At 64.7% G+C, this 22,561-nt stretch carries 24 protein-coding genes; 11 read left to right on the top strand and 13 right to left on the bottom strand.

The window, feature by feature from the left end; genetic code table 11:
* Positions 1-89: 89 nt before the first annotated feature.
* Positions 90-1,712, top strand: a complete 1,623-nt coding sequence (locus tag BRAD3257_RS21715) for an ABC-F family ATP-binding cassette domain-containing protein (RefSeq protein WP_122403503.1) — start codon at positions 90-92, stop codon at positions 1,710-1,712.
* Between the two features lie 258 nt (positions 1,713-1,970).
* On the opposite strand, the gene BRAD3257_RS21710 is transcribed toward BRAD3257_RS21715, so the two are convergent.
* On the bottom strand, positions 1,971-2,219 hold the full coding sequence (locus BRAD3257_RS21710) for a hypothetical protein (RefSeq protein WP_122403502.1): 249 nt from the start codon (positions 2,217-2,219) through the stop codon (positions 1,971-1,973).
* 201 nt (positions 2,220-2,420) lie between these two features.
* On the opposite strand from BRAD3257_RS21710, the gene BRAD3257_RS21700 reads away from it, so the two are divergent.
* A complete protein-coding gene (locus BRAD3257_RS21700; RefSeq protein ID WP_122403500.1) occupies positions 2,421-2,885 on the top strand; it encodes a cupin domain-containing protein in 465 nt (154 codons plus the stop codon).
* A 5-nt stretch (positions 2,886-2,890) separates the two neighbouring features.
* On the opposite strand, the gene BRAD3257_RS21695 is transcribed toward BRAD3257_RS21700, so the two are convergent.
* On the bottom strand, positions 2,891-3,853 hold the full coding sequence (locus BRAD3257_RS21695; RefSeq protein ID WP_122403499.1) for an alpha/beta hydrolase: 963 nt from the start codon (positions 3,851-3,853) through the stop codon (positions 2,891-2,893).
* A 119-nt stretch (positions 3,854-3,972) separates the two neighbouring features.
* On the opposite strand from BRAD3257_RS21695, the gene BRAD3257_RS21690 reads away from it, so the two are divergent.
* Together BRAD3257_RS21690 and BRAD3257_RS21685 are read left to right on the top strand one after the other, a co-directional pair.
* The gene (locus BRAD3257_RS21690; protein ID WP_122406702.1) at positions 3,973-4,650 is read left to right on the top strand and encodes a nitroreductase; all 678 of its coding nucleotides are present in this window, start codon (positions 3,973-3,975) and stop codon (positions 4,648-4,650) included.
* Positions 4,651-4,784: 134 nt separating this feature from the next.
* The gene (locus BRAD3257_RS21685) at positions 4,785-4,988 is read left to right on the top strand and encodes a hypothetical protein (protein WP_122403498.1); all 204 of its coding nucleotides are present in this window, start codon (positions 4,785-4,787) and stop codon (positions 4,986-4,988) included.
* A gap of 81 nt (positions 4,989-5,069) precedes the next feature.
* On the opposite strand, the gene BRAD3257_RS21680 is transcribed toward BRAD3257_RS21685, so the two are convergent.
* From BRAD3257_RS21680 to BRAD3257_RS21670, 3 genes are read right to left on the bottom strand one after another with little or no spacing between them, the layout of a single operon-like run.
* A complete protein-coding gene (locus BRAD3257_RS21680) occupies positions 5,070-6,191 on the bottom strand; it encodes an HD-GYP domain-containing protein (RefSeq protein ID WP_122406701.1) in 1,122 nt (373 codons plus the stop codon).
* 35 nt (positions 6,192-6,226) lie between these two features.
* Positions 6,227-6,550 (bottom strand): PilZ domain-containing protein, encoded by a 324-nt coding sequence (locus BRAD3257_RS21675; RefSeq protein WP_122403497.1) that lies wholly within the window; start codon positions 6,548-6,550, stop codon positions 6,227-6,229.
* Positions 6,547-7,653, bottom strand: a complete 1,107-nt coding sequence (locus tag BRAD3257_RS21670) for a DUF2336 domain-containing protein (protein WP_122403496.1) — start codon at positions 7,651-7,653, stop codon at positions 6,547-6,549. Before BRAD3257_RS21670 ends, BRAD3257_RS21675 begins: the two co-directional genes overlap by 4 nt.
* Before the next feature lie 287 nt (positions 7,654-7,940).
* Here BRAD3257_RS21670 and BRAD3257_RS21665 point away from each other — a divergent pair, with 287 nt between their 5' ends.
* Together BRAD3257_RS21665 and BRAD3257_RS21660 are read left to right on the top strand one after the other, a co-directional pair.
* Positions 7,941-8,888, top strand: coding sequence for an AraC family transcriptional regulator (locus BRAD3257_RS21665; RefSeq protein WP_122403495.1), 948 nt, complete (start codon positions 7,941-7,943; stop codon positions 8,886-8,888).
* Positions 8,889-8,938: 50 nt separating this feature from the next.
* Positions 8,939-9,529, top strand: coding sequence for an NADPH-dependent FMN reductase (locus BRAD3257_RS21660; RefSeq protein ID WP_122403494.1), 591 nt, complete (start codon positions 8,939-8,941; stop codon positions 9,527-9,529).
* 122 nt (positions 9,530-9,651) lie between these two features.
* On the opposite strand, the gene BRAD3257_RS21655 is transcribed toward BRAD3257_RS21660, so the two are convergent.
* Both BRAD3257_RS21655 and BRAD3257_RS21650 read right to left on the bottom strand, forming a co-directional pair.
* The gene (locus BRAD3257_RS21655) at positions 9,652-11,733 is read right to left on the bottom strand and encodes a methyl-accepting chemotaxis protein (RefSeq protein WP_122403493.1); all 2,082 of its coding nucleotides are present in this window, start codon (positions 11,731-11,733) and stop codon (positions 9,652-9,654) included.
* A 94-nt stretch (positions 11,734-11,827) separates the two neighbouring features.
* Positions 11,828-12,268 (bottom strand): DUF1810 domain-containing protein, encoded by a 441-nt coding sequence (locus BRAD3257_RS21650; RefSeq protein ID WP_122403492.1) that lies wholly within the window; start codon positions 12,266-12,268, stop codon positions 11,828-11,830.
* A gap of 190 nt (positions 12,269-12,458) precedes the next feature.
* Here BRAD3257_RS21650 and BRAD3257_RS21645 point away from each other — a divergent pair, with 190 nt between their 5' ends.
* From BRAD3257_RS21645 to BRAD3257_RS21635, 3 genes are all read left to right on the top strand, one after another.
* Positions 12,459-13,415, top strand: a complete 957-nt coding sequence (locus BRAD3257_RS21645; RefSeq protein ID WP_122406700.1) for a DUF2778 domain-containing protein — start codon at positions 12,459-12,461, stop codon at positions 13,413-13,415.
* A gap of 69 nt (positions 13,416-13,484) precedes the next feature.
* Complete coding sequence (locus BRAD3257_RS21640; RefSeq protein WP_122403491.1) at positions 13,485-13,742, top strand: hypothetical protein; 258 nt, start codon at positions 13,485-13,487, stop codon at positions 13,740-13,742.
* A gap of 161 nt (positions 13,743-13,903) precedes the next feature.
* A complete protein-coding gene (locus BRAD3257_RS21635) occupies positions 13,904-14,995 on the top strand; it encodes a TRAP transporter substrate-binding protein (protein WP_122403490.1) in 1,092 nt (363 codons plus the stop codon).
* A 151-nt stretch (positions 14,996-15,146) separates the two neighbouring features.
* On the opposite strand, the gene BRAD3257_RS21630 is transcribed toward BRAD3257_RS21635, so the two are convergent.
* The 6 genes from BRAD3257_RS21630 to BRAD3257_RS21605 form a co-directional block, all read right to left on the bottom strand.
* Complete coding sequence (locus BRAD3257_RS21630; protein WP_122403489.1) at positions 15,147-15,929, bottom strand: ABC transporter ATP-binding protein; 783 nt, start codon at positions 15,927-15,929, stop codon at positions 15,147-15,149.
* Positions 15,917-16,972, bottom strand: coding sequence for a dihydrodipicolinate synthase family protein (locus tag BRAD3257_RS21625; RefSeq protein ID WP_122403488.1), 1,056 nt, complete (start codon positions 16,970-16,972; stop codon positions 15,917-15,919). The genes BRAD3257_RS21630 and BRAD3257_RS21625 overlap by 13 nt, the downstream gene beginning before the upstream one ends.
* A gap of 6 nt (positions 16,973-16,978) precedes the next feature.
* On the bottom strand, positions 16,979-17,800 hold the full coding sequence (locus tag BRAD3257_RS21620) for a GNAT family N-acetyltransferase (protein WP_122403487.1): 822 nt from the start codon (positions 17,798-17,800) through the stop codon (positions 16,979-16,981).
* Positions 17,787-18,824, bottom strand: a complete 1,038-nt coding sequence (locus tag BRAD3257_RS21615; protein WP_122403486.1) for an NAD-dependent epimerase/dehydratase family protein — start codon at positions 18,822-18,824, stop codon at positions 17,787-17,789. The genes BRAD3257_RS21620 and BRAD3257_RS21615 overlap by 14 nt, the downstream gene beginning before the upstream one ends.
* A gap of 31 nt (positions 18,825-18,855) precedes the next feature.
* Positions 18,856-19,626, bottom strand: coding sequence for an ABC transporter permease (locus tag BRAD3257_RS21610; RefSeq protein WP_122403485.1), 771 nt, complete (start codon positions 19,624-19,626; stop codon positions 18,856-18,858).
* 84 nt (positions 19,627-19,710) lie between these two features.
* The gene (locus tag BRAD3257_RS21605) at positions 19,711-20,358 is read right to left on the bottom strand and encodes a TetR family transcriptional regulator (RefSeq protein ID WP_122403484.1); all 648 of its coding nucleotides are present in this window, start codon (positions 20,356-20,358) and stop codon (positions 19,711-19,713) included.
* A gap of 100 nt (positions 20,359-20,458) precedes the next feature.
* Here BRAD3257_RS21605 and BRAD3257_RS21600 point away from each other — a divergent pair, with 100 nt between their 5' ends.
* Entirely contained in the window at positions 20,459-21,475 is a 1,017-nt protein-coding gene (locus BRAD3257_RS21600) for an ABC transporter substrate-binding protein (RefSeq protein ID WP_122403483.1), read from the top strand.
* 376 nt (positions 21,476-21,851) lie between these two features.
* Complete coding sequence (gene minC / locus BRAD3257_RS21595) at positions 21,852-22,550, top strand: septum site-determining protein MinC (RefSeq protein WP_122403482.1); 699 nt, start codon at positions 21,852-21,854, stop codon at positions 22,548-22,550.
* Positions 22,551-22,561: the final 11 nt, after the last annotated feature.

The raw sequence follows: 22,561 nt of genomic DNA, 5'->3' as shown, positions 1-22,561 counted from the left end.
GCCGGGTGAAATCCGTACCCCGCCGGGCTTCCCCTCGCGCCCCGCATGCCCTATGACGCTGCAACGCAAAAATCCCCCAAAAAGACCTCATGATCCGCCTCGACAACGTCAGCAAGCAAGCCGGCCACCAGATCCTGTTCATTGAAGCTTCCGCGGCCCTCAACAGGGGGGAGAAGATCGGCCTGGTCGGGCCGAACGGCGCAGGCAAGTCCACGCTGTTCCGCATGATCGCCGGCGAGGAACTGCCCGACGAGGGCCAGGTCTCGACCGATCGCGGCATCACCATCGGCTATTTCAACCAGGACGTCGGCGAGATGAGCGGCCGCAGCGCCGTGGCCGAGGTGATGAATGGCGCCGGACCCGTCAGCGACGTCGCCGCCGAGCTGCGCGAGCTCGAGGCCGCGATGGCCGATCCTGACAAGGCCGACCAGATGGACGAGATCATCGCCCGCTACGGCGAGGTGCAGCACCGTTTCGAGGAGCTCGACGGCTACGCACTCGATGGCCGCGCGCGCGAGGCGCTGGCGGGCCTTGGCTTCAGCCAGGAGATGATGGACGGCGATGTCGGAAAACTCTCCGGCGGCTGGAAGATGCGCGTGGCGCTGGCGCGGATTCTCTTGATGCGTCCTGATGTCATGCTGCTCGATGAGCCGAGCAACCATCTCGACCTCGAAAGCCTGATCTGGCTGGAGAAGTTTTTGCACGATTACGAGGGCACGCTCTTGATGACCTCGCACGACCGCGAGTTCATCAACCGCGTGATTTCCAAGGTGATCGAGATCGATTCCGGCTCGCTCACCACCTACACCGGCAATTACGAGTTCTACGAGCAGCAGCGGGCGCAGAACGAGAAGCAGCAGCAGGCCCAGTTCGAGCGCCAGCAGGCCATGCTCGCCAAGGAGATCAAGTTCATCGAGCGCTTCAAGGCGCGCGCCTCGCACGCGGCCCAGGTGCAGAGCCGGGTGAAGAAGCTCGACAAGATCGAGCGGGTCGAGCCGCCGCGCCGCCGCCAGAGCGTCGTGTTCGACTTCCCGCCGGCGCCGCGCTCGGGCGAGGACGTCGTCGCGCTGAAGAACGTGCACAAGGGTTACGGCTCAAAGCGCATCTATGACGGGCTGGACTTCATGATCCGCCGTCGGGAGCGCTGGTGCGTGATGGGCATCAACGGCGCCGGCAAGTCGACGCTGCTCAAGCTCGTCGCCGGTGCGAGCGAGCCCGATGAAGGCACCGTGGCGCTCGGCGGCAGCGTCAAGATGGGCTATTTCGCCCAGCATGCGATGGACCTGCTCGACGGCGAGCGCACCGTGTTCCAGTCGCTGGAAGATGCGTTCCCGACCGCGGGGCAGGGCTCCTTGCGCGCGCTCGCCGGCTGCTTCGGCTTCTCCGGCGACGACGTCGAGAAGCGCTGCCGGGTGCTGTCGGGCGGCGAGAAGGCGCGCCTCGTCATGGCCAAGATGCTGTTCGACCCGCCGAACTTCTTGGTGCTGGACGAGCCGACCAACCATCTCGACCTCGCCACCAAGGAGATGCTGATCGCCGCGCTGTCGGATTTCGACGGCACCATGCTGTTCGTCTCGCACGACCGGCATTTCCTGGCGACACTGTCGAACCGCGTGCTGGAGCTGACGCCCGAGGGCATCCACCAATATGGCGGCGGCTACACGGAATATGTCGCGCGCACCGGGCAGGAGGCGCCGGGGCTGCGGTCGTAGCGATGGGCGTGTAGCCCAGATGGAGCGCAAGCGTAATCCGGGCTATAACCAAATCGAGATGTTTTCAATGAGCTCGCTCGTCTGAACTCTTTGACGCGCTGGTGCCGCTCCGCCGGGCCGGGGTCCATCTGTCGGAATGCACGTGGACGCATGCGCCGCGGCTGTGCAGCGCATCGCTACTGGGCGATGCTTTGCATCGCCAGGGAAGCGCTGCGGGCACGAGACCTTCTTTGGCGAGACCTTCTTTGGAATGGCGCCTTACGCGCTGGTCTCGCACTTCTTCATGAAGCTGCTCTTGGCGGCGCCGGCGAGCGGCTTGCCGTCGGAGCCGACGGCCTTGGTGGCGCAGGCATCCGCCTTGCACTTCTTCAAGAACGAGGTCTTGGCGGCGCCGGCTAGCGGCTTGCCATCCTTGCCGACGGCCTTGCTCTCGCAGGTCTCTTGCGCGAAGGCCGAGCCCGTCGCAAAGGCGGCAACGATCGCTGCGAGGAAAATCCGCTTCATCATGGATGTCTCCCTAAACCAAAAATGGCGGGGCGGATTGGAGCCGGGAATCGTGGCGCAATCAAGCAAGATCGGCGCCTGTCGTCCGTCCGCTCGCCTATTTTTCGAGCGTGACGAGCCAATGTCCCGCCTGTTGCACCGCTCGCTGACCCGGCCGGACAATCCTGCTAGCCTCGGCTCGGTCGAGATGAAGGGAGTTTCGTGATGGACGCCACGATCCCGAAGGGCGAACAAACCGCCGATCGGCATTCTCACTTGGTTCAGCCGCAAAACATGGACTGGCAGAAGACGCGCTTTCCGGGGTGCGAGGCCAAGACGCTGCTGTTCGATCGCAGCAGCGGTCTGATGACAGCCTTGATGCGCTTTGCGCCGGGCTCGGTGCTGCCCGATCACGAGCATGTCGGCATCGAGCAGAGCTACGTCATCGAGGGCACGCTCGTCGACAAGGAGGGGCCAGCCAAGGGCATCGCCTGCAAGGCGGGCGAGTTCATCTGGCGTGAGGCCGGCAGCCGGCACGCCGCCTGGTGTCCGGATGGAGCCTTGATCCTGGCGATCTTCCAGGTGCCGAACAAGTTCTTTGAAGCCGACGGCCGCGTGGTCGATGCCTCGGGTCAGGATTGGGACGAGACCTGGGGGCATACCGGCGCGCAGCGGGCGCGTCGCAGCTAGGGGGACTATACGCCCCGCGCGAGCAACGCCTTGAAGTCGGCCCGCGCGCGCTGCGCCTCGGCGCGCGCGACGTCGGAGGCGTCGCCCATGCCGAAATAGCCATGGATCAGGCCGGGTCCCTCATGGTGCTTGACGCGCACGCCGGCGGCCTCCAGCGCCCGCGCATAGGCCGCGCCCTCATCGCGCAAAGGGTCGAACCAGGCGGTGGTGACGATCGCCGGCGCGACACCCGCCAGTGAGGCCGCCCGCAACGGCGAGACGCGCCAGTCCGAAGCATGGCCGGGATCGGCGAGATAGTGGCCGCAGAACCATTCCATGGTTGCGCGGGTGAGGAAGTAACCCTCGGCATTCTCGGCGCGCGAGGGATAACGCGCGTTCTCGCGCGCGTCGGCGTAAGCGCCGACGACGTCGGTCACGGGATAGACCAGCAATTGCGCGGCGAGCCTGATGCCGGTATCGCGGCAGGCGATCGCCGTGGTCGCCGCGAGATTGCCGCCGGCGCTGTCGCCGGCGACGCCCACACGCTTTGCGTCGCCGCCAAATTCCGCGACGCGGTCGAAAATGTCACGGACCGCGGCGAAGGCGTCCTCGAACGCGCCGGGAAAGCGCGTCTCGGGTGGGCGGCGATAGTCGACGGAGACGACGACCGCCCCGGTCTCGATCGCGAGATTGCGCGCCTGCCGGTCGTGGGTTTCGAGATCGCCCGCAACCCAGCCGCCGCCATGGAAAAACACCACGGTCGGTGCCGGTGTGGTGCCGACCCGGTAGACTCGTGCGTCGAGCAGGCTGGCGCCGCCTTTCACCTTGATATCCTGCACGCTGTCGACAGGCGGGGCCGGGATGGCGGCGCGGGAGGCAGCCAGTGCGCGTAAGGAATCGCGGGCGCTCTGTGGCGTCATGACCGCGGGATCGCGCATCGGCATGAGCGGAATGATCTGGGCGATGACGGGATCGAGCGGTGCGGCCATGCGATTTCCTCACAGGGTTCTTGGTCTTGCTTGGCCGTTAGCATAGGTTTTGCGCGCCGCATCGGCAACCGGCGTCATGCCGTGATGCAGGCGGATGAATGGGCAGGGAGGTTAGCAAGGTGGAATTCGAAAAGCTGGTCCAGTCGCGGCGCAGCGTGCGCGGCTTCAGGAGAGAGCCGGTGCCGCGCGCGGTGATCGAGGCGATCATCGAGAGCGCCAAGCGTGCGCCGTCCTCGATGAACACCCAGCCTTGGCATGTCCACGTGCTCACAGGTCATCCGCTGGAAGAGGTGCGCCGCCGCAACATGGAGGAGATGGCCGGCGGCGCCAAGGTCAAGCGCGACATCATCAGCCACGGCGAGTACCAGGGCGTGCACCGCACGCGGCAGGTCGACATCGCCAAGAAGCTGTTCGGCGCGATGGGGATCGCACGCGACGACAAGCCGATGCGCCAGGACTGGGTGCTGCGCGGCTTCCGCCAGTTCGACGCGCCGGTCTCGCTGGTCCTGACCTATGACCGCGTGCTCGATCCCGGCGCGGTGTGCCATTTCGATCTCGGAGCGCTCTGCTACGGCATCGTGCTCGCGGCGTGGGACCGCGGTCTCGGCTCCGTCATCAACGGGCAGGGCATCATGCGCTCCGACATCGTGCGCGAGGTTGCCAAGATTCCGGAGGACGAGGTCATCATGACCTGCGTCGCGATGGGCTATCCCGACGACAGCTTTGCCGCGAACGCGGTTCGCTCGGACCGCGAGCACAACGACGAGTTCGTGCGTTACGTGGGTTTTGCCGATTAGTGGGACGCAGAGGAGATTATTCTCTGATGAAAATTTTTTTGGTGCGGTGTCGCGTGCGGCCTCTTGCAATCTCGAAGGTGCGGGAGGAACAATATGCGGACTGAGAGGTTTGTTGCTGGCGCGAGGGAATTGACATGCGGCGGCTGGCTAGCCTGGTTCGGCGGTTCTTCGGTCCGCGACTGCGGCACAAGATCGATGATGATCCAAGTCTTCCTTTCACCCCTGAAGAGTTCGGCCGGCTGATTCGCAGCGGCCGGCACGAGGACATGAAGCTGCTGGCCGACGGGCTGGCCTGCCGGTCGATCCCGCAACGCGCCAGCTATCGCGCTACTCATTAGCGCGATAAGGTCAGGTTCGGAAAACCGCTGCACAGTTTCCGGATCATGCCCTCGGCCGCGTTCGAGACGAGGCTGCCGCGCTCACCGCGTGAGCGCGACCGGCTTGAACGAGCGGACAAGCGCCTTTTCCAGCTTCCCATTCATCCCGCACAGGATGTCGTAGGCCTCGGCGCGCGGCATCGTGGGCTTGTAGTGCCGGTGCTCGATCAGCGCTGCGAAGATGTCCGAGATGGTTAGAATCCGTACGATGTCGCCAATGCTCTCGCCGCAGAGCGCATCGGGATAGCCGCTCCCGTCGAGATACTCGTGATGATGGCGAACGGCATCGAGGATCTCCGGCGAGATCCCGTGATGGTCCTTGAGAAACTCGTATCCGGCGCTCGGATGCGTCTCGATCTGCGCGCGTTCCGCGGCATCAAGGCGGCCCGGCTTGTCGAGGATGGCGAGCGGAATCCGCGCCTTGCCGATGTCGTGGAACATGGCTGCCGAGTACAGACGTTCCAGGTCGGCTCTGCCGACGCCGAGGCTCAGTCCGAAGTCGACGGCAATGCCGGTCACGAGCAGGCAATGCTGATAGGTTCCTTCGTGATGGCGCCGCACCGTCATGAGCCACTCCGTCAGGCCATGCTGGGTGATGCGATCGGCGATCTGGCGACCGGCTTCCTTTGTGCCGTCGACGTCAAGTGGCTGGCCCAGGGTCACAGCCGTGAACATCGATGCGACAGTGGTCGCCGCGGTCTCGACGGCCCTGTCCGATTGCGGCGTGTCGCCTGACGAAGCAGACGCGCCGTCGGCCGGGTCGGTCAGTGCGGCCAGCAGCCTGGTCCGGCCGACCGTGCTGGGAAGGACCAGTGTCGCCCCGAGCGCGTAGGCCTGCGAAATACAGACATGAGAGGCGTGCTCGAGCAGGAAGATCCGCTTTCTGGCCTTCGCCAGCTTGCCGGCGCGCTTCTTGATGGCGGCGATATTGTCGAGGTCGCGCAGCTCCGCGCGGATGACGATCGCGGCCGGCGTCTGCGACAGCTTGGAATCGGCATCGAGTCGTTCGCCCGCAACGGTGAATTTGTCCTCGAGAATCGAGCAGACGCCTGCGAGCTTGTCGGACGTGTCGGCCAGCACATGCAGGAAGGGACGAGCCGTCCCTGCCTCTCGGATGCCGCCGTCACCATTGACGTAGCCGGATCTGGTTCGCACGTGCTGCACGGCCTGACTCAAGACAGTGGGTGGATCGTTCGAATCTACTTGCTCTGAACCGGATTCTGCGCAGGCGGAGCAGCGGGTTTCTTCCTGCCGCCAACGGTGATGAAATGGATGCCGGCCGTGGTGCCGTCGATCCAGACCAGTTCGCAGCGCCGGTAGGCGAGGCCGGTCGACGACAGCAGCATGAAGAACTCCTTGGCCCGGAGCACGTCGAGCGTGCCCTCCACCTCGACTTTGGCGCCGCTTTGTGACACGTCCAGCAGGACGCAACTGCGCCGCCAGGTGCCGTCCGAACCCATGAGATTGACCGGCCGCCTGTGGTCCATTTTCACGCGAACGGCTTTGCGACCGCTGAATTTCATCGGCTACTCCCCATGCTTACGCCGCGATTTCCCCGGCTGCTCTCTTTGGCGTTTGCGGCAATGTCCCCCCAACGCACCGTCCACTGGCTGGTCGACAGAAGCAGCGTCTCGAAAATGTGCTGCGCGCGTTCGCGCTCGGCGAAGGAAACCCTTTTGCCGGAGCGGTTGCTCAGGATGGCGAACGTGGTCTGCCAGTTCAGCCGCGAGGCACGGCAGGCCATGACCAGACCCTCGCAATCGTCGTCGGTCATGACATGCTCGATGATCTCGATGGGACTCCCCGAAAGCACCGATAGCGCCGTAACGAGGTTGGCGGTCTCGCCGCGGATGGCGAAGCGGTTTACCGTGGAATCGTTGAGCTTGCCGATGCGGTTGAGCGCGACGATCTCCGGCCGCGCGCGTGCATAGGCGGCCGAGCAGGGCAGTTTGGGGGCGCTTGGCGCTGCCGTTGCGGCTTGAAGCGAGACGGTGGACTTCTCCATGCCGGATTTCGGACCCGCCGAGGCCGACAGCAATTTCCGCGTGACTGCGTCGGGCGTGTTCGGCCTGAGCGCCAGCGCCTTCGTAAGTTCATCATCCGTCAGGCACCTCTCGACGAGCGCAACGTAGGCGGCATCAGAGAAGCGTGCCTCCGTATTGCCGATCAGCGCAATACAGACGCTGCGGGCGCCGCGCTCGATCAGCGTCTCGATCACCTTTGGATCGATAGGCGCGCGGGCGGCGATCGCACATTGTTGCCGTTCGCCGGTCGCGGCAGCGATCGACTTGAGATCGGCAGCGCACAGTGACTGCGATCTGAGCAAGACAGGGCACGCCACCTCCGGATCGTGGTGTGAGGCAAGGCGCCGAACGGTCTTCGGCGGAGCCACCTTGAGCTCCGCGAGTATCATGCCGAGATCGATCAGCGCACTTGCCTCAACCCGTTCCGTTAATCGCAGCAGAACGCCGTCGGTCACGTCGGCGAGCAATTCCTGAGGCCGCTCGCGGCTGCTGGTGAGCAGCTGCAAGATCCCGGAGAGGATGCGAGTGCAGCGGTCCAGCGGACACGTTGCGACTGCGTCTTCTAACTCGACCAAAATATCGGCAGGCGGATTTGCCATCATGGCAGGAGCCTGAATTGAAAAAATTGCCTTGTACAACGTCTGTTATTGCGCCTTAAATCCGTTAATTTTTAATTTTGAGAATTAAATGCCGGGGGTATTACTGCACCGCCGATTTTCGGGAAATGCTATCGAAATTTGGCGGGACATGATGTCCCGACCTGTCTTTTCAATTTAGACTCATCTTCAATTGACCAGCACAGTTTGATTTTTTCGGTGCAACGGAAAACGGGGGGAAGCGGCACGCGGCCGGACGCACATCAAACACGACGCTGCGTTTTCTTATTGCTATGAACAGCATTGATGACGTGCCCGGGGTGGCACTCAAGACATTTCGCTTTTCAGATGCCGACGAATTTCGAAACGCCATACGCGGGTTGAATTTCGAATTCACGCCTCTTGTGCCGAAGATTTCGGCCGAGCAGACGATCCTTTCGTTACCCGGCTGCGACGTGAATTTGACCCGCGCGTTTCCGCGGGTGGTTGACGCACAGCTCGTCGCGAATTGCACGGCCATCGGCTTCACGATGGACGACCTCAACGTACCCATTCGCTTCAACGGCTCGCGATGTGCGCGACCGGTCGTGGTCATTGGCAGCGGCGGCGCGGCCTACACCAGCATCGAGGAGGTGCAGAGGCAAATCGCCTCGGTGGTTTTCAGGCCGGAGGTGACGGATCGTGGCTGGCCGCAGACGCTCTCGAGTTTCAAGATTTTTGAAATCTCCGGGGCCGGCTTGCACCGGCTGCGCAGCGTGGTTCGCGAGGTGCTGGCCGAGGCGTCCGGCGCGGTCGAGGCACCGGAGCTCTTGTCGAAGGGCGCGGCGATGAAGGAGTCCCTGCTCGGAGCCGTCGACGAGGTCTTCGAAAGCGTCGTGTCGGCCCGCTGGACCCTGGGGCCCAACGACGCACGGAATTTCAGGATGTTTCAGGATATTCGCGCGCTGCTCTCCGACGACCTGTCGCAGCCGATTTACAGCGACGAGATCGCGCGCCGGCTCGGCCTGTCCGTTCGCACCATGCACGACGTCGTTCGCCGCTATCGCGGCATGAGCCTGCACCGCTACTTGCGTCTGCGCCGGCTGTGGCTGGTGCGCCGGCGGCTGCTCGCCGGGGCCGACAGCGTCAAGGCGGTCGCGCTGGCGTTTGGCTTCTGGCATCTCAGCGATTTCTCCAGGAGCTACCGCGACCAGTTCGGCGAGACGCCGTCGCAAACGCTGGCGCGCGGTCGCGGACGATAGTGCGACAAATCGAGTAGGGCCTGACGCCGGTTTCGTGCTACCGTCCCGCCATGAGCAATCGCATTCTCGTCCTCTACGGTTCCTACCGTTCCGACCGCATGGGCATTCGCCTTGCGAATTTCGTCATCAATCGGCTGCGCAGCCGCGGTGAGGAGGTCGAATTCATCGATGCCAAGGCCATCGGCCTGCCGATGCTCGACCGCATGTACAAGGAGTACCCGAAGGGCTCGGCGCCCGCTGAGCTGGAGAAGCTGGCGGGGCAGATCCGCGGCGCCGACGGATTCGTCTTCGTCACCGGCGAGTACAATTGGGGCATCCAGCCGGGCCTGAAGAACCTCACCGATCATTTCCTCGAGGAGTGGTTCTGGCGTCCGGCCGCGATCGTGAGCTATTCGGCCGGCCGACTGTCCGGCGCGCGCGCCGCGACGGCCTGGCACGGCACGCTCTCGGAGATGGGCATGGTGGTGGTGTCGAGCACCATCGGTGTCGGCCCGATCGCGCAGACATTGTCGGCCGACGCCGAACCGATCGGCGACGGCGGCAAGGCCCTGGAGCGCTCGTTCCCGCGCTTTGCCGACGATTTGCTGTGGTGGATCGAGGCGGCGAAAGCACAGCGGGCGCGCAAGGCACCACCTTATTGATGTCCTTCGCGAAGACGGTGCCGTAACCCGGATGGAGCGCGCTGCGCAATCCGGGATCTCGGTGCATCAACGGCACCGTCCTGGATTGCGCGGTGCTCCATCTCGGCTACGAATCCGCGCTCTTACGCAGCCCGGACTTCGCCGAGGAAGCGGTCGAACTGGCCGGCGAGATCGCGCGACTGCGTCGAGAGCTGCTCGGCGGCGCCCAGCACCTCTCTCGCGGCGGCTCCCGTGTCGTCGGCGGCGCGTTGCACGCCGGAGATGTTGCTGTTGACCTCCTGGGTACCGCGGGCGGCCTCCTGGACGCTGCGGGCGATCTCCTTGGTGGCCGAGCCCTGTTCCTCGATCGCCGCGGCGATCGCGGTGCCGATCTGGTCGATCTCCGCGATGACGTCGGCGACGTTGCGGATCGCGGCCACGGTCTCGTCGCTCGCCGTCTGGATCGCGGTGATCTGCTCGGAGATCTCGGTCGTGGCCTTGGCGGTCTGGCCTGCCAGAGACTTCACTTCGGAGGCGACTACGGCAAAGCCGCGGCCGGCATCGCCGGCGCGGGCGGCTTCGATGGTCGCGTTCAGGGCGAGCAGGTTGGTCTGCTCGGCGATGCTCTGGATCAGCGTCACGACGTCGCCGATCTTCTGCGCGCCCTCGGCGAGGGCACGGGCGGTATCGCCGGTGCGGCGGGCGTTCTCGACGGCGCGGGCCGCGATCTCGGTGCTTTGAGCGACCTGACGACCAATCTCCGCGATCGAGGAGGTCAGCTCTTCGGTGGCGCTGGCGACGGTCTGCACGTTGGTCGAGGTCTGCTCGGAGGCGGCGGCGACCACGGCGGCCTGGCTGTTGGTCTGCGCCGCCGTCGACGTCATCGACTGCGCGGTGCTTTCCATGATCGCGGAGGCCCTGGACAGGCCGCCGACCAGCTCGGTGACCTTGGCCTCGAAAGCCCGGGTGAGGTCGTCGAGCGCCTGGGCACGGCGCATCTTGCCGTCGTTCTCGGCCTGCTTCTCGGCGGCGAGCCGGTTGGCCCGGATGATGTTGTCCTTGAACACCTGGACCGCCGCGGCCATCGCCCCGATCTCGTCGGAACGTTCCGCGCCGGGAATCTCTTCCGCGACTTCGCCATCGGCGAGCCGTGACATCCGCCTCGTCAGGGTCACGATCGGCGCGCAGACGCGGCGGCGAACCATCACGATGAGGCCGACGCTCGCGATCAGCACGGCGAGGAGGCCGGCGAGTGCGATCGTGAAGCTGGTGCGCGCGGCCGAGGAAGCCGCGGCGAGAATCTGCTCGGCATTGTCGTAGAAGGCATCGCGGACCTCGATGATGGTGCCGAGGCCGCGCTGCGTGGCGGCGTAATAAGTGTCCATGTCGTGCTCGTATTTGCCGCTGACAGCGCCGTCCTTCACCAGCTTGAGCTCGCGGCCGAACTCCTCGACATAGATCGAATTGAACTTCTCCAGCGCCGCGGCCACGTTGGCCGGTGTCGCCGGATTGCCGCGCAATTCCAGCAACGCCATCACGAGCTGATCGTTGCGACCCTGCGAGCGGCCGATCTCGGCCTTCTCGGCGTCGGCCGCCGGTTTCTTTCCTCCGACGAGATTCTTGTGCAGGCTGGAGTTGAAGCCGCCGACGTCGCGCAATGTCATGGCGGTGTTGGCGTAGCTGGCCTGCCGGTAGGCGTCGCCGTTCAGGATCGCCATGCGGCGGACCTGCTCGTTGAGCAGCGCGGTCACGCCGCTGTTGAGCACGGCGTTGTCGGCGACGATCTTCTTGGCGGCGTCCTTGCGCGCCTCGGCTGGCCCGGCGAGCGCCCTGTCGATGGCCTCGCGCAGTGCCGTGAACCTCGCATTGATGCCGTCGATGTTGCTGCCGATGGTGGTGCCGTCATCGAACGTGCCGGGCAGCTCCTTGCGCAGCGCGCTCATCTTGTCGCGGGCGCCGTCGGTCTGCTTGCGCAGCTTGTCCTGCTCGGCAAGCAGCGCGGGATCGATGGTCGCAGGCCCGTAGAGGATGTTGGTGGAAAAGCCGCGTTCGGGATTGAGATAGCGTGGGATGTCGCTGACGGCGCGGACGATCGCGAGCCGGCCTTGCGCCTCGGAGATGCGCTCCATCGTCTGGTACTTCGTCACGGCGACATAAACCGCGAGGCCGCCGCCCACGGTCGACAGCGAGACGATGGCGGTGGTCAGGAGCGTACCGATTTTCATGGGCAATCCGGCATTGGTGCGGGAGGAGAATCATCTTGCCCAAAGAATAGGCAGCCGGTGTTAATCGCGGGTTTACGCTGCCGATCCCGTCAACTCAGCCGGACGTGTGGTCGAGCTTCGACAGGATCTCCAGCGTGGAGCTATCGCGCTCGCCTGCGAAATACCGGGCAATCGCCTGATCGAAGACGGGCTCGCCGGACACCGCGCCGAACAGCGTCATCGACGAGCGGAATTTCGCGTCATCAGGCGCACCGAGGATCGCATTGATGGTCCGGCCCTCGACCGCCAGAACGAGCTTCGTGCATTCGATCAGGCGCGCGCCGAGGACGGGGTGGGCGAGATAGGCCTCGGCCTCCGCGCGGGACCCGATGGCGTAGCGCTGCGACATGGCGCTGAAGCCGAGGCCAGCGACCTGCGGGAAGATGAACCACATCCAGTGGGTCTGCTTCCGGCCCCGGGCCAGCTCGCCCTGGACGTCGCGATAGACCGGGTCCTGGGCCCGGATAAAACGGTTGAGATCGAAGGGATCGGTCATTGGATACCTTAGGGGGGCTTGCCGGCCGCGATTATGCCTAACTTTTGGCTCCCAATGTGGTAGCTGGTATAGAGTCTCCGGGTGGGGGTTGGGTACCCCCGGGGGTCGATTTGGGGATCTGATGGTTTCCGACGCAGCACACGCCGAGAGGCTGTTGTCGCGCCGCCGTATTGGGCGCGCCGAGACGGTTATGCTGTCTCTGGCCGCGATCGCGCTGGCGCTTGGCACCGCCGCGTGGGTCACCGATATCGGCGATTCGACTCCGCTGGTCTCCGCCGCCTTGCCGCCGGCCAATTCCCCTTCGTTCGAAGACCGTTTTGCGTCGGCCGCCGGCAGCCCGTCGCCCCGCGAGCTCGGCCTGCGGGCGCTGGAGCGCTCCGCAGCGAATGCGGTCCAGCTCAAGCTGCGGGACGCCAAGGCAATGCTCGCCCAGAGACTCCAGGGCGACGACTGGCGCTCGATCCTGACCGAGGACCACCACTCCTCTGCGGTCGAGGAGGCGAAGCCCTCGCAACAGCGCGCCGACGTCATTCCGATGCCGCGCTCGCGTCCGGTCCAGGCGGACTTCTCCGCCCAGATCGCCTCCAGCCAAGCCTATGCGGAGACCAACCCCAAGGTCGACAACCGCAACTTCTTCGAAAAATTCACCGACAAGATCAAGCTGGCCTCGTTGACTCCCAGCGACGGCTTGTTCGCCAAGGCGCCGGATCTTGCCGCCCTCGGCTACGATTCGCGGACGGCGGTCTATGACATCTCGGCCAAGGCGGTGTACCTGCCGAGCGGCGTGGCGCTGGAAGCTCATTCCGGCATGGGCGCGCTGATGGACGACCCCGACCATGTCGACCAGCGTATGGTAGGCGCGACCCCGCCGGCGACCTACGACCTCAAGCCGCGCGAAAAGCTGTTCCACGGCGTGCGGGCGCTGCGCATGACACCGACCGACGGCACCAGCGCGCTCGGCCGCGTCGGTCTGCTCACCCACAACTACATGCTCGGGCCGCGCGGCGATTCCAACGGCTGTGTCTCGATCAAGGACTATGATCGCTTCCTCAAGTCCTACGACAACGGCGAGTTCAACCGCCTGGTCGTGGTGCCGAGCCTGCGCGGATCGGCGACCGCTTCGCAGCGCGCGAGCACCGATTCCTGATATTCGCCTGTGACGGCGGGGTTGCTGCCGTTTCCCCTTCGTTAAGCCATCCTCGTCCAGAAGCAGCTCATGAGTGATCCATCAAATTCCGAAACTCCGCTGCGCACGACGTTCAAGATCAAGTTGAACGGTGACACGTTGGCGATCGCGACCGTCGGTCAGGCCTATCAATTCCTCACCAACTTCAAATCGGTCGAGTGGATGGAATTTCGCTCGCTGCACGAGGACGCCATCGCGGCTCTGGAAGGTGCTGCGGGTAACGCCATGCTGGCGGTGCAGGCGACCAACGCCGTGCGCGCGCTGTTCGTCAGCGCGAAATTGCTTTGAAGTGAGTGCCTTGTAGCCTGGATGGAGCGCTTCGCGCAATCCGGGCTACGGACCTTTCGGGCGCATCTTGAACTCCGCTCTAGGAACGGGCAAACGGTCCGCGAAGACCGTCGCCGCAATGCCGATATGTTCGAAACTTGCTTCAAGGGAGAGTCCCCATCATGAAACGCCGTACATTCCTCAAGGGCGGCGCGGTCGCCGGCGCGGCGACGCTGGTTGCTGCACCTGCCATCGCGCAGAGCGCGCCCGAGATCAAATGGCGCCTGACCTCGAGCTTCCCGAAATCGCTGGACACCATCTACGGCACGGCGCAGACCTTTGCGAAATACGTCGCTGAGGCCACCGACAACAAATTCCAGATCCAGACCTTTGCGGCCGGCGAAATCGTTCCCGGTCTTCAGGCGCTCGATGCGGTCAGCACCGCTTCGGTGGAGATGGCGCAGACGCCACTTTATTTCTACATCGGCAAGGAGCCGGCGCTGGCCTATGCCACCGGTGTGCCGTTCGGCATGAACCATCGCCATCAGGAATCCTGGTGGCATTTCGGCGGCGGCGCTGATCTCGCCAATGAGGCGCTCAAGCCCTTCAAGGCGCACGCGATCCTCTGCGGCAATTCCGGCACCCAGATGGGCGGCTGGTTCCGCAAGGAGATCAAGACCGTCGACGATCTCAAAGGTCTCAAATTCCGCATCGCAGGCATGGGCGGCCACGTGCTGGCAAGGCTCGGCGTCGTTCCGCAGCAGATCGCGGGAGGTGACGTGTATCCGGCCCTCGAGAAGGGCTCGATCGACGCCGCCGAGTTCGTCGGTCCTTATGACGACGAGAAGCTCGGCTTGCAGAAGGTGGCCAAGTACTACTATTTCCCCGGCTGGTGGGAAGGCGGCGCCATGCTGCACATGATCGTCAATGACGAGAAATGGGCCTCGCTGCCGAAGCAATATCAGGCGATCGTCAACCAGGCCGGCGCGGCGGCCGGCGCCTGGATGCTGGAAAAATACGACAGCGTGAATCCGGCGGCGCTGAAGCGGCTGATCGCCAATGGCGCCGAGCTGAAGGCATTCCCGCAACCGGTGCTGGAGGCCTGCTACAACGCCACCCAGGACCATCTGAACGAGCTCGCCGCCAAGAGCGAGCTGTTCAAGCGGACCAAGGACAGCCACGACGCGTATATGAAGGAGCTCCTGTTCTACACGCAGATCGCGGAGAATTTTTACGACAACTATCTGCTCAGCAAGATGCGCAACAAGAGCTGAGCGGACGATGCGGGCGCGGTGTCGCGATTGCGCCGCGCTCCCGTAAGGGCGGGCAAAGGCGCCCTTGCGCCGTGCCTTGCTTCACTCGCCATGGTGGGCACGCTTCCCTTCGCCCAACCTACCGGACTCCATCCGGGCTCCGGACTATCGTCTACGCCGCGCCCAGTCCCAGCTTCGCATATATCCGCCTTGCATACGCTCCAAACGCGTCCGTGGTCTTGAGCGGCAGGTCGCGCGGGAAGGGCAGGTCGATTGCGAAATAGTCGGCCATCTTCGCAGGTCCCGCCGTCAGCACGGCGCAATGCGAGGACAGGAAGACGGCTTCCTGGATCGAATGCGTGACGAAGATGATGGTCTTGCCGCTCTCGCGCCAGATCCGCAGCATCTCCAGATTCATCTGCTCGCGCGTCAGCGCATCCAGCGCCCCGAACGGCTCGTCCATCAGGATCAGTTTTGGATCATGAATGAAGGCGCGCGCGATCGCGGTGCGCTGCTGCATGCCGCCGGACAGCTGCTGCGGATATTTCTGCTCAAAGCCGGCGAGCCCGACGAGGTTGAGCAGGTCGCGCGCCCGCTCGCGCGCGGCCTTCATCGGCAGGCCGACGATCTCGGCCGGCAGCAGCACGTTTTCCAGGATGGTGCGCCACTTCAAGAGCAGCGCCTGCTGGAACACCATGCCGATGTCGCGGGTCGGATCGAACGGGCTGTTGGTATTGCCTATCCTGACAGTGCCGCCGTCGGCGCCGTGCAGGCCAGCAAGGATCTTCATCACTGTCGTCTTGCCGCAGCCGGAGGGGCCGACCAGCGAGACCAGCTCACCTTCAGCGACGTCCATCGTGACGTCGGACACCGCGAGAAACTCCGCGCCGCCAGAGCGATAGACCTTGCGGACGCCTTGCAGGCTGATGAAGGGGTCTGAGCTCATGCCAGCCATTTGTTCAAGTTCGCGGCGACGAAGGCATCGTCGCTGAGGTCCGCGTGCTCGCGCGTGACGCGGTCGATCTCCTCCTTCTGGCCGGGGCTGAGGGCCTCGTTCGGATCGAGGCACCACAGGCCTTGCATCAGACCCTGGCGCCGCAACACCTCGTGGCAGCCGGCGATGCAGCCGTGAAAATTGTTGGCGACGTCGAAGAAGGCGCTGTTGCAATCGGTGACGCGGGCATCGAGCGCCAGCAGGTCGGCCGGCACGCTGTCCTTGTGCCGCGCCGCCTTGCAGCGCTCGAACTGCTTGACGGCAGTCGCGGTCCACACGGACCAGTGGCCGAGCAGGCCGCCTTTGAAATAGGTTCGCGTGGTGATGCCGTTGTCGCGGAGATCGAACGGGAGCATCAGGTCGAGCAGGATGTGGTCGTCATTGCCGGTGTAGAGCGCGACGCGGTCGAGCGCGCCGGCGGCCGCCACGCCGCGCAGCACGTCGAGTGTCCGATAGCGGTTGAACGGTGCGATCTTGATCGCAACGACATTGTCGATCGCGGCGAAGCGTTGCCAGAACCGGCTCGACAGGATGACGCCGCCGACGGCCGGCTGGAGGTAGAAGCCGACCAGCGGAATCTCGGCGGCCACGGCCGCGCAATGGGCGATGATCTCGTCCTCGGAGGCGCTTTTCATCGCCGCAAGGCTGAGCAGGCCGGCATGATAGCCGATGTCGCGTGCGGTGCGGGCCTCAGTGGTTGCCTGGCTGGTTGACCCGACGAGGCCGGCGACCAGCGCCAGCGGCCGGGTGGTCCAGCTCGCGGCGGTCTCGGCGGCGAGCTCGAGCACGGGACGATAGAGACCGACGTCGCGGATCGCGAACTGCGTCGTGTGAACGCCGACGGCGAGGCCGCCCGCGCCGGCGTCGATGTAATAGCGCGTCAACGCGCGCTGATGCGTCTTGTCGAGCCGGCGCCCGGCGGTGAGCGCGAGGGGGTGTGCCGGCAGCACGGTGCCTTCGGCGATCAGCTTGCGGATGTCGCTGTTGATCTGGCTGTGGTGCATGATATCCTATCCGAATTCGGGGCCGGCGACGGCGAATGGCGTTTCTTCGGCCGCGATGGTGGCGGGGCCGAACCGCATGCGCTGGAACGGCCGCTCGATGGTCCAGCCGGACCTCGTCAATCCCTCCAGGAACGCAGCTTGTGACGCGACGGCATCGAGCAGAAGTGGGCCGTCTTGGGATCCTGCAATCGCGCGAACCAGCGCCAGCGCTTCGGTGGCATGATCGGCGAATAACGGGCCGATATGGCGCGCGGTTCTGCCGTCGCGGACCAACGCAATGCATCCGCTTGCTGCGACGATGCGTGACCCAGCGCGCTGTGTGAAAGCGGTCAGCAGAGCAGTGCGGTCGAAGCCGGTGGCGCGCCGGTCGCGGGTACAAAGCGCCTCGAGCGTTGCGGCCGATGGGGCCGCCTCGGTGGCCTGCGCGGATTTCTCCAGCTTCAAACGGCGCAATTGAAGGATCGGTGTAAATCCGAGCGGTCCGTAGACGGCGGCGCCGTCGGGCGTCGCATCGAGCCAGCTCGTCAGTCCATTCTTGCGCGCCGTTTCCAGGCAGGCATCGACCAGACGCGTTGCAAGGCCGCGGCGGCGGTGCGTGCCTGATACCAGCACCATGCTGATCCAGGCGTTGTTGCCGGAATAGGGCAGGAGGGCTGCGGTCGCGACCAGTCGCGCTCCGTCGCGGATGCCGAACACGATGCCCTCGCGCAGGAAGATGCGCCAGTCCTCTTCGGTCTGATTCCAGTGCGCTTCCGTCGAGAGCGCCAGCCCTGCGATCGCGTCCTGCACGCCGAGCTTGAGGACGGGCGGCCCGTCAGTAGCGTCCATCGCGCACCTCGTATTTGGTGGGCTTGCCGAGGCTCGGCATGGCCCGAGAGACCCAATCCGCGGTCCAGGCGATCAGCTGCTCGGTGTCGACCACCGGCAGGCCGAACAGCTCAACTGCTTTCGACGTGTCGGTCAGCCACGCCGTCGGCTCTTCCTTGCCCGTCAGCACCGGCGCGCGGCCGAACCTGGCGCCAAATTTCTGGGCGAGATCGCGCACCGCCAAAATCTCGTGGCCGCTGACATTGAGCGGTGAGGTCGGCGTGGTGCAATGGGCGAGGCAGCGCAGCGCCTGCGCCGACGCATCGCCCTGCCAGATGAAATTGACATGGCCGAGGCTGACGTCGATTGGCGAACCATTGAGCACTTTCGTCGCGATATCGTGCAGCACGCCGTAACGCATGTCGATCGCGTAATTGAGGCGGAACAGGCGACCCGGCGTGCCGAACTTGCGCGAGAAATATTCGAACATGCGCTCGCGGCCGACGCAGGATTGGGCGTATTCGCCGGGCGGATTCGGCGCCATCTCCTCGGTCGAGCCTTTGCCGTCGACCGGCACGAAGGGATAGATGCAGCCGGTCGAGAACGCCACGATGCGCGAGGACGGGAAGGCCTGCGCGACCAGCGCCGGCACATGCGCGTTCATCGCCCAGGTCAGCGACAGATCGCCCTCGGCGCCGAACTTGCGTCCCGCCATGAAGACGATGTTCGCCGCTTTGGGCAGCGCTTGAATTGCGCGCTCGTCCATCAGGTCGCAATTGATGGTCTCGACGCCACGCGCATGCAGCCAATCCTTCACGCTCGGGTCGCTGAAGCGCGCGACGCCGATGACGCGGCGGTCCGGCGCGGCGGCTTTCGCGAGCCCCGCCAGCGTCGGGCCCATCTTGCCGGCGACGCCGAGGATCATGATGTCGCCCTCGACCTTCTCGAGGTCGTCGATCAGCGCCTGCGTCGGCCGGCACAAGAGCTCGTCGAGCGCAGCGACATCGGGGATGGTCTTCGGCAGCGTGTGGCGTGTGAGCAGCATGGATTTGTCCCGGGTCTTAATTCTGCCGTTGTCAGGTCTGCCTTGCGTCACCGACCACGAACATGCGTTCGAGGGCCAGCACCAGGCCATAGAGAGCGACGCCGAGCAGCGTCAGCAGCACGACGGCCATCACCATCGCGGGCGTGTCGAGCGAGGACTGCACCTGGATCATGAGGTAGCCGAGCCCGCGCTCGGAGGCGATGAACTCGCCGACGATGGCGCCGGCGACCGCCAGGATGGCGCCGACCTTCATGCCGGAGAACACGTAGGGCAGCGATCCCGGCAGCTGGATCTTGCGGAACAGCGTCCAGCGCGAGCCGCGCAGCGATTTGACGAGGTCGAGCAGATCAGGCTCGACCTCGCGCAGGCCGCGCGCGGTGGTGAGCAGGATCGGGAAGAAGCAGATGCTGAAGGCGATCAGGATGTTGGGCACGATGCCGTAGGAGAACCAGACGATGAAGAGCGGGCCGAGCGCGACTTTCGGGATCATGTTCAGCGTGACGAACAGCGGTAGCAGCACGAGGCTCAGCAGCGGGGCCCAGCTGAAGATCACGGCGAGCGCCACGCCGACGAATGCGCCGAGCGCAAAGCCGCCGAGGATCTCGATCGCCGTCACCAGCGTGTTGGCGCGCCAGGCGTAGCCCGCCGTCCCCAGCGTCTGCACCGTCGCGAGCGGGGAGGGCAGGATGAATTTCGGCACGTGGAAGGCATCGACCGCGACCTGCCACAGCACGAGCACGGCGAGATGCACGATCAGGATGATCGCAAAGCTGCGCGAGCTGCGTGCGCTGTCTCCTGCCACCGACTGCTCCCTGTTGGCCGCGGCAGCGATGCCGCAGGTCGCAAGCCTAACCGGCCTTCGAGAAAGTTTCAACCAGTTGGTTGATTAGGGCCGGAGCGACTGCAGCACGAGGTCGGCGACGTGCCGGCGCCGGGCGCGCCGCTGGGCACGGCTCGACAGATCCTTGCCGAAGATCGCCGACAGCGTCGGCGTGTTGGAGAAGAAGAAATAGCTGAGCCCCGCAATCGAGATATAGAGCTGGACGGGATCGATCCCCTTGCGGAACACGCCTGCGCGCACCCCCTCGTTGAGGATGTGGGAAACGCTTCTCACGAGCGGTGAGTGCATCGCCTCCAGCCGGGTCGAGCCGCGGACGTGGCGGGCGCCGCCGCGGTTCTCGTCGTTCAAGAGCACGATGAAATCAGGGTTCGCCGCCAGGTGGTCGAACGACGCTTCGATCAGCTTGCGGATCGCCGTCTCCGGCGGCAGGCCTTCGAGATTGAGCCTTCGCTCCTGCTCGCGGATGTCCTCGTAGACCCATTCGAGCACGGCCAGATACAGCGCGTCCTTGTCGCCGAAATAGTGATAGACGAGCTGCTTGTTGACGCCGGCACGCCCGGCAATCTCGTCGACGCGGGCGCCCGCAAGACCGTGCCGGGCGAATTCCTGGCGCGCCGCCGTCAGCAGTTTCTTGCGGGTGGCGACGGGGTCGCGGCGCTGCGGCACGGTGTCGCCAGATCGTTTTGCGGGCATTTCCAACCAAACAGTTGACAAGTTGAGGGCGGGCTTGTTGCATTGGTATCCTCACAAGGGGAGAGCGACAAGCCGGGTCGCGGCAACGAGGAGAGATGCGATGAAGCGTTTGCAGGCGGCGGGCTCGGCCCTGATGTTGGCCTTGGGAGTCGGTACGTCGGCGGTGCCCGCGCATGCGGGAGAAGCCGTCAATCTGATCCTGAACTGGACGCCGACGGCCGATCACTCGCCCTATTATTACGCCAAGTCGCAGGGCTGGTACGAGAAGGCCGGCATCGACCTCACCATCGAGACCGGCAAGGGCTCCGGCGTCTCCGCCGCCAAGGTCGGCTCCGGCGGCTCGCCGTTCGGCGTCGCCGATCTCGCCACCATGCTGGTGGCCAAGAGCAAGGGCGCCGACGCGGTCGCGGTGATGAGCGTCTATGCCAATACCGGCCAGACCTTCTACTGGCTGAAGAGCTATGGCGTGAACGGCGTGAAGGATTTCCCCGGCCACAAGATCGGCAATCCGCCGGGCGATGCCTCGCGCGTGATGTGGCCGGCGTTCGCCAAGGCGGCAGGGCTCGCGCCCGACTCCGTCGGTTTCGTCAATGTCGGACCGACCGCGAAGATCGCGGCGCTGAAGAGCCACACCGTCGATATCATCAGCGACTTCTACAACGAGCACGACCTGAAGGTCATCGAGTTCGGACCCGATCTCGGCTACCTCAACTGGAAGGACATCGGGCTCAACCCTTACGGCAATTCGCTGATCGTCAACGGCGCGTACCTTCAGAAGAATCCGAAGGTCGTCGAGGATTTCGTGCGCGTGACGCAGAAGGCCTTTGCGGCGTGCGTTGCCGACGTCACGCCGTGCCTGAAGGCGCTGCTCGACCAGGTCTCCGGTCTCGACAAGGAGAACCAGGAGCGGCAGTGGGAGCGCATCAAATTCCTGATGACCGACGAGTTCACGACCACCAAGGGTCTCGGCTGGATCGACGGCGAGCGAATGAAGAAGGACTACGAACTGGTCCAGACCTATCTCGGCATGGAGAAGCCGTTCGACGTCACCACCGCATTCACGACCAAGATGCTCGATCCCAGCATCAAGATGGATGCGAGCAAGGTGAAGAAGTAGGGGGCGGGCTCACCGTCTGTCCTCGTCATTGCGAGCGCAGCGAAGCAAATCCAGAGGCTCCCCGCGGGAGGCGGTCTGGATTTGCTTCGCTGCGCTCGCAATGACGATGTGGAAAGTGTGTGCCTTGCTCTCCGCTCGTGCCCCGGACGCAGCGCAGCGTCCCTTTGACGATTCGCTGCAGAGCCGGGGCCCATCTCGCCGAGAGCATGACCCCCGGTTCTGCGCAGCAACGCTTGCGCGTTGCAGCGCGTCCGGGACATGGGAGCGCGCAATCTGCCACGATCCTTCCCCACGTAATCCCACGGAAAGTTAACCCGCCGTTAACCATATCCGCCGCATCGTTAACCATTCAATAACAGGGAACGAGTCGGCCGTGATGGAGGCTGCAGCTAAAGTCCAACGTCAAATGGTGCGCCTGCGAGGGCGCTCCTATGTGGCTTTCGTGTTCACGCCGACGGTTCCGGTCCAGGACTGGCTGCATGAGATCGACGCCACCATCGCGCGCTCGCCAGGCTTCTTCGCCGGTCGGCCCGTGGTGATCGATCTGTCCTCGGTCGACCTCAGCCAGGCCGGCATCGGCCATCTGCTCACCAGTCTTCAGGACCGCAACATCCGCGTGCTCGGCATCGAGGGCGTGGAGGAGGGAAGGCTGACACCGATGATGCCGCCGCTGCTGACTGGTGGGCGCAGCTGCGTGGTCGAGCCGAGCGCGCCGAAGAAGGCCGAACTGAAGGCCGAGACCAAGCCGACGTCGCTGCTGCTCGAAAACCCCGTGCGCTCGGGCCAGACCGTGATCTTCCCGGAAGGCGACGTCACCATTCTGGGCTCGGTCGGCTCCGGCGCCGAAGTCGTCGCCGGCGGCTCGATCCACGTCTATGGCGCGCTGCGCGGCCGCGCCATGGCGGGCGTGAACGGACACACCAGCGCGCGCATCTATTGCCAGAAGATCGAAGCCGAACTGCTTGCGATCGATGGGTTTTATCAGACTGCCGACGACATCGACGAGGCCCTGCGCGGCAAACCGGCGCAGGCCTGGCTGCAGGGGAATACCATGCGAATTACAGCGCTGAACTGACCAGCAAAGGA

Source organism: Bradyrhizobium vignae, from assembly GCF_900324035.1.
Taxonomy (GTDB): domain Bacteria; phylum Pseudomonadota; class Alphaproteobacteria; order Rhizobiales; family Xanthobacteraceae; genus Bradyrhizobium; species Bradyrhizobium vignae.
Note: the sequence above shows the minus strand (reverse complement) of the source record. Positions and strands in the feature narration are given on the sequence as shown.